Annotated in this window: 5 protein-coding genes; all 5 read right to left on the bottom strand. The window is 25.2% G+C overall.

Translation table 11 applies throughout. The features are described from left to right. Positions 1-127: 127 nt before the first annotated feature. Genes Q0V09_RS05625 through polA form a run of 5 tightly spaced genes read right to left on the bottom strand, consistent with a single transcriptional unit; the run spans position 128 to position 6,887 of the window. Positions 128-1,657, bottom strand: coding sequence for a TaqI-like C-terminal specificity domain-containing protein (locus tag Q0V09_RS05625; RefSeq protein ID WP_297487582.1), 1,530 nt, complete (start codon positions 1,655-1,657; stop codon positions 128-130). A gap of 4 nt (positions 1,658-1,661) precedes the next feature. Next, a complete protein-coding gene (locus Q0V09_RS05620) occupies positions 1,662-2,339 on the bottom strand; it encodes a ScpA family protein (RefSeq protein WP_297487580.1) in 678 nt (225 codons plus the stop codon). Between the two features lies 1 nt (position 2,340). After that, positions 2,341-3,273 (bottom strand): bifunctional riboflavin kinase/FAD synthetase, encoded by a 933-nt coding sequence (locus Q0V09_RS05615; RefSeq protein WP_297407279.1) that lies wholly within the window; start codon positions 3,271-3,273, stop codon positions 2,341-2,343. Positions 3,274-3,284: 11 nt separating this feature from the next. Next, a complete protein-coding gene (gene whiA / locus Q0V09_RS05610; RefSeq protein ID WP_297407277.1) occupies positions 3,285-4,187 on the bottom strand; it encodes a DNA-binding protein WhiA in 903 nt (300 codons plus the stop codon). Positions 4,188-4,196: 9 nt separating this feature from the next. Beyond that, entirely contained in the window at positions 4,197-6,887 is a 2,691-nt protein-coding gene (polA, locus tag Q0V09_RS05605) for a DNA polymerase I (protein WP_297487578.1), read from the bottom strand. Positions 6,888-7,089 lie beyond the last annotated feature (202 nt).

The raw sequence follows: 7,089 nt of genomic DNA, 5'->3' as shown, positions 1-7,089 counted from the left end.
TGGCAAAAATGGTGTTCAAGCTATTTTCGGAGCAAAAGCTCAATTTATTGCCAATGATATTAAAAAATTATAATTATTAAAAATAAAAGGACTCTACTTTTAAAATTAAAAGTAGAGTCCTTTTTAATTATTTTGTTTTTAATTTTATTCGAAAAAATTCATTAATTTTTTCTTGTCTTTCTTCACTATAATTATTTAACTGTTTTTTTACTAAATCCTCTATGTATAAAATTTCCTCTAATTTATCTGAATAAAATATAGGAGTTTCTTTTAAAGGTGTAGAATAAAATTCTAAATTTTTCCCTTTCTTCTTCCCTATATAGTTATACCATGAGTAAAATATATCTGAATTTAAATATCCCAATAAATAAAATAAATTAATATTCTCATTTTTAGATGTTAAATAGTATATATCAGCACTACCATAAAACTCATTCTCTGTATATGCAAAGTTATTCGTTTTACATCTTTGTCTAACAACTATTTTAGGAATTTTAAAAATTTTTTCATCTCTTGACCATTGAAGTTCCCACCAATTAATTCTATCATGTACAACCTCTCTTCTTAAAGAAAGTTTATCTTCGAACTCTTTTAAATAATCATAAACAGACCTATCTAACTTTGTTTTTTTATCTAAATATAAAATCCAGAAGGGTGGTTTTTCAGATACTTCATATTTTCCTATGTCTTTATTTTTATAAAAAGGTTTTAAATAATCTTTAAATTTTTCTTCATACTCTTTAAATACAAAAACCTTATCTGCACCACTCACTATTCCTTGATTTATATTTATTAACTCTCCTAATATACAATTTGAATTTTCTCTAATTTTATTTAATTCATCTTTCCATAAAGGAGGAATTAATAAAATTTTATTATTATGTTCCCCATATAAATCTATATTTTCTATCTTATAATTCAAATCATTCTCTATTACTTCTATATATTTTTCATTAAATGATTTTCTCCAAGAAAAAATAATATTATGTTGTCCCACTGCATTTTTAAAAATTGAATGATCATAATTTTCTATTTTAAAAAATTGTCCTTCTAATCTTAATTTTTCCCTTAATTTTTCAGCACTATCTGCTTTTAACCAATAATTTGTCGTTAAGTAGATTAAAATTCCTTTTTCTTCTAATAGATCCATTCCTTTTTCAATAAAAAAATAAAAATAATCCATTTTAGGTTGATAATATTTTTTTCCAAATTCTGTTTTTTTTAAATTTTGAAATATATCTTTATGGTTCTTTTCTCCTAAATATGGAGGATTCCCTAAAACTATATTATATTTTTCTTCAAACTCTTCATTCAAGGAATCTTTTTCCTTTAAATTTAGTTCACCATCTAAACCATACTTTTTAAAAATAACTTTAGATCTCTCTCTACAAATTTCTAAAGCTTTTAAATCTATATCATAGCCAGTTATCCATTTATTTCTATATTTATATTCTCCATATATCTCTTTTGAACTTTTTAAAACCTCTTCTAAAATAGCAAGTAATAAGTTTCCAGAACCACAAGAAATATCAATTATTTTTAAATTTTCAATCTCTTTCTCGTTCATTTCCACATAATATTTATCCAGTGCATTTTTAGCTATACTTATAGCATATTCCTCTGGTGTATATATTTTATAATTATAATCTTGTCTCAAAAGATTACCTCCTAAAGAGTTTTAATCTATTTCCATCCTCTATTAAAATTATTCCATCTCTATATAAATCTAAAATAGCTAAAAACATATATACTAAATGTGTTCTATTTTCTGCTCTACTAAAAAATTCTTCTATTGTTTTTTCTGAAGAATATAAAATAATTTTCATTTTTTCCATTTCATCTTTTATAGAGTATCTCTTCTCTATTTCTATTTCTAAAATTTCATTATTTTCAGGCAAATATTTTATATATGAATTAAAAACATCTTGAAGTTTTAAAGTAGTTAAATCAAATTCCTTAGGTATATTTTTAGTTATTTTTCTTCCCTCTCCTCTTGAGTAAGAGATGTTATATTCACACTCTATTTGAGATATTGTTTCTACTACCTCTTTAAATACTTTATAATCTTCTAATCTTCTTCTTAAATCTTTTTCTTTTTCCACTTCTTTATTAACACTTAAAATTGATAAAGCTTTTATTTCTAAAAGTTCTGATGCAATCTCTAAAAATTCAACTTTAATAGTTAAACTTTTTTCTTTAGCAGTCTCAATATATATTAAATAATCATCTATTATTTGTGATATTTTTATTTCTGAAATTTCCATTTTTTTCTTTTCAATTAAATGTAGCAATAAATCCAATGGTCCTTCAAAATTATCTATTTTTAACACTATTTCCATTTTACTTCCTTTTAACCTTATTTCTCCACATATTAACATCATTATTTATTGTGCTCTTTAACTCTTCCATTGAATCAAATTTTTTTTCATCTCTTAAATGTTCAATTAATGACACACATATTTTTTTCCCATATATATCTTTATCAAAATCTAAAATATGAACTTCTATACTTTTTTCATCCGGCTTTAATGTAGGATTCTTTCCAATGTTAATAACTGCATCCCACTTATTTTCATTTCCCTCTATTTTAACTTTTCCTCCATATATTCCAAATGGAGGATATATTTTATTTAATATCTTCAAATTTGCTGTGGGAAACCCCATTACTCTTCCTAATTTTCTACCATGGACAACTTCTCCTATTATTAAAAAAGGAGCTCCTAAACATAAATTTGCAATTTCTAATTCTCCTTGCGTTAACTTTTCTCTTATATATGTTGAACTAACTATTTTTCCATTTAATTTAACTGGTTCTTCTATTTCAATCTTTATCTTATTTCCCAATCCAAACTCTTTTAAATTTTCAGAATTTCCAAGTCCTCCTTTTCCAAAAGAAAAATTAAATCCTACAAATACTTCTTGTGCATCTAGTTTTCTTTTTAGTATTTCTTTTACAAAATTTTCTGGTGTTTCATTGGAAAATTTCTCTGTAAATGGTTGCATTATTAAATAATCTACCCCTAAAGACTCTATTATATGTATTTTTTCTTCTAATGAATTTATTAATTTCGGTGCTTTTCTTATATTTATCCTTTCTAAAGGATGATTTAAAAATGTAAAAACAACTGATTTTCCACTATTTTTTTTGGCATTTTCCACTGCCTTTATTATTAGTGCTCTATGTCCTATATGAATTCCATCAAAAGCTCCTATGGCTATATATGTATTTTGAAATTTTTCATTGGTTAATAAAACATCCTCTATTATTTTCATTTTGTATCTCCTTAAGCCTCCCTCTCTTTTTCTAGCAATTCATTATATATTTCTTCTATTCTTCTAAATCTATTTCTTATTCCTGATTTAGATATTCCTATTATTTCAGCTAGCTCTTGTAATGATTCCTCTGGATTTTCAAGTCTTAAAAATGCCACTTCTTCTAATACAGGAGTTAAATCATTTAATCCTTTCATTTTTCCAATATAATCTATCATTCTTATCTGTTTTCTTGCAGTATCAAGAGTCTTTGTTTCATTAGCAACTTCCCAATTCATCTCTCTAATAGTTTTATTTTTTAAATCTTTAATCATTGTTGTTTCTTCATAGTTATAAAACTCTTTCATTGAACCTATAAGAACTATTATATCCATAATATCTTCTGCATTTCTCATATATACTAATGGTTTATTCCTCTTAATTGTTCTATAAACTCTCTTATTTTTTTCAATTAATAAATTATAAAGTTCATCTGCTAGTTCATCACAATCCACAAAAAAATCCAATGCATACTCTTTTTCTGGAGATTTTATATAGCCACATCCTAAAAACATACCTCTAATAAATCCCTTTTCCACATCACTACAATTTTTTCTTATTACAGGATTATATTTAGTCAACTCTTCAATAAATCTTTTCAAACCTTTTTGCTGTGGAATATATATTATATATACATTATGCTCTCCAAATTTTTTGCTTTTCGAATAGCTTATTGTTATTTTTAAATCTGTTAAACTCTTTAAATTAGCAAAGACTCTTTCTGCTAACTCTTTATTTTCAATTCTTAAATCAATACAACTTTCTTTTATTGCACGCTTTAATAAAAGAATCGCTCTAATTTCAGAATATTTTTCATCTTTTGATAATTTACTATTTTGTAATATTTCTCTTTTTACTCTATAAGTATATGACACTATCTCCTCCTACTTAGTTTCAGACCAATTCTCCCCAATAGAACTGTTTACTTCTAATTTCACCTTTGAAAACTCAATACTATTTCTCATAATATCCTCTATTTTATTTTTATATTCTATAACTTTTTCCTCTTTTACTTCAAAAATAAGTTCATCATGTACTTGAAGCAACATGTTTATATCTTCTTTATTTTCTAAAAATTCATATAAATTTATCATTACTTTTTTTAATATCTCTGCAGCAGTACCTTGTATTACTGTATTTACAGCCATTCTTTCCGCTTGACTTTTTACTATTTTATTCTTTGAATTAATTCCTTCAATAATTCTCTTTCTTTTAAAATAAGTTTCTACAAACCCATTTTCTTCTGCAAATAATACTATCTCTTTTTCTAAATGTTTTACTGATGGATATTGTTCGAAATATTTTTGTATATATTCTGAAGCTTCTTTTGGTGTTATTTTTAATTCTTGTGATAATCCAAAAGCTGTTTTCCCATATATAACACTAAAATTTACTGTTTTTGCTGCATCTCTTTGAGCTCTTGTAACTTCATCTATTGAATCTAATTGAAAAATTCTCTTTGCTGTTAAAGTATGTAAATCGATATTTTTTGCATAAGCTTCTATTAAGTTATCATCTTGAGATATTTCAGCAAGTACTCTAAGTTCAATTTGAGAGTAGTCTATTCCTAATAATTTATATCCTGATTTTGAAATAAAACCTCTTCTTATTTTCATTCCCTCTTCTGTTCTTACAGGTATATTTTGTAGATTAGGTTCTGAAGATGAAAGTCTTCCTGTTGCTGTTCCTGTTTGATTAAATGTTGTATGTAATCTATTATTTTCATCAGCCATTTTAGGTAGTGGGTCAACATATGTTGTTTTAAGTTTATTTAGTCTTCTAAACTCTAATATGTACTCTGCAATCTCTTCTCCTAAATCTCTAAGTCTTTCTAAGACTTCACTATTTGTTGAAAATCCTGTTTTTGTTTTTTTAATTGGTATTATATTTAAATCAATAAACAATACTTCTCCTAGTTGTTTTGGTGAATTTATATTAAACTCTCTTCCAGCAACTCTATATATTTCATTTGTTAACTTTTCAAGTCTCTCTTCTAGTTCTAAACTATATTTCGAAAAATATTCTGGATTTATTTCTATTCCAACTTCTTCCATTTTATAAAGAACTTTAATTAATGGCATCTCAATATTAAACATAACTTCTGTTAAATTATTATTTTCCAACTGTTTTATTAATTCTTCAGAAGTTTCAAGTATCCCCTTACTTCTTAAAATTATAAACTCAGCATAAGATTTTTCTAAAATTTCAGAAACCTTTTCTTTTCCAAAAATTTCTGCATATTTTTCAATATCCTCTTCTAAAACATTTTTCAACATTACTTCAATTTCTTCTCTAGTTTGAGAAGTTAAAAGATGATAAGCTAACATTGTATCAAAATATATATTATTTAATTTAAGTCCATTTTTTAATATATTTTTAAATCCATAAGATATTAATTTAGTTTTATCTTCAAAAAAATTGTTTAGATCTGAAATTTCTAATTCATCTAAAAATACACAATAATCATTTTTCTTTGTTGAAATACCTAGAGCTCTTTCTCCTAAAAACATTCCTATTTTTTCAGATTTAACAATATCTTTTAATTTATTTAAATCTTCTTTTGTTTTTATGATATTTATAGTTTCATTACCAATAGTTTCTGTATTTACTACCTCTCCTGTAAAACTAAAAAGCCCAAGCTGAACATTTTCACTCTCTTTAATAGACTCTTTCACTTCTGTTTTTTTAGAAACAAAATTTTCCAATGAAAGTTTTTTTATAAGAGATTTAAATTCTAATTTTTTCAAAAACTCCACTAATCTCTCATCATCCCTTTTATAGGCCAATTGATTTTCTTTTAAATTTAAATCTACTATATCTATTGTTGCTAACTCTCTACTTAAAAAAGCTAACTCTTTATCCTCTTTCATATTTACAATTAATGATTTCCCTATTCCTGGAAGCTCTGTTAAATGATCTATATTTTCATAAATGCCTTCTAGATTTCCATATTTATCTAGCATAGGTACAGCTTTTTTCGTTCCAATTTTTCTTACTCCTGGAATCCCATCACTTGAATCTCCAATTAATCCAAAAAGATCTGGAATCATTTTAGGTTTAACTCCCAATTGTTCTATTACATCCTCTTCTGTCTCAAGAATTTTTAAGCCTCCATTTTCTCCCTTACCTAAGAGAGCTATTTTAACATTCGTATCTAAAACTTGAGACAAATCTTTATCTCCTGTTATGATATATGTTTCAATATTTTTTTCACTAAGATCTTTAGCTAAACTTCCAAGAACATCATCAGCTTCATATCCAGGAACTTTAAATCTTTCAATTCCAAAACAATCAAGCAACTCCTCGATTCTTGGTATTTGTGTTATTAAATCCTCAGGTGCTGACTCTCTTTTAGCTTTATAATCTTTATATATTTCACTTCTTTTTAAAGTGGATCTTTTCACATCAAAAGCTGCCCCTATATACTCAGGGTCAAATTGCTTTATTACACTTAATAGGGTATTCATAAATCCATATATAGCTCCTGTTGGCTCATTTTTAGTTCTAAAATTTAAATTTCCATAAAACGCTCTATACATTATTGCACTTACATCTAATAAGATTGCTTTTTTCATATTTTTTACCCCTTTCACTTTTTCATTATTCGCTATATTATACCATATATTAAATTGTTTCATAAAAAAATTATTTTTTAAAAGTATATTATTTTTTTATATTTTCTGTTATAATTTAATCAATATTTTAATATATAGGAGGTTATATATGAATCTAGTTGTTTTAATTGGGCGTTTAACTAGAGATCCTGAACTTAAATTC

The organism is uncultured Cetobacterium sp. (genome assembly GCF_947039425.1).
In the GTDB taxonomy this organism is placed as follows: domain Bacteria; phylum Fusobacteriota; class Fusobacteriia; order Fusobacteriales; family Fusobacteriaceae; genus Cetobacterium_A.
Note: the sequence above shows the minus strand (reverse complement) of the source record. Positions and strands in the feature narration are given on the sequence as shown.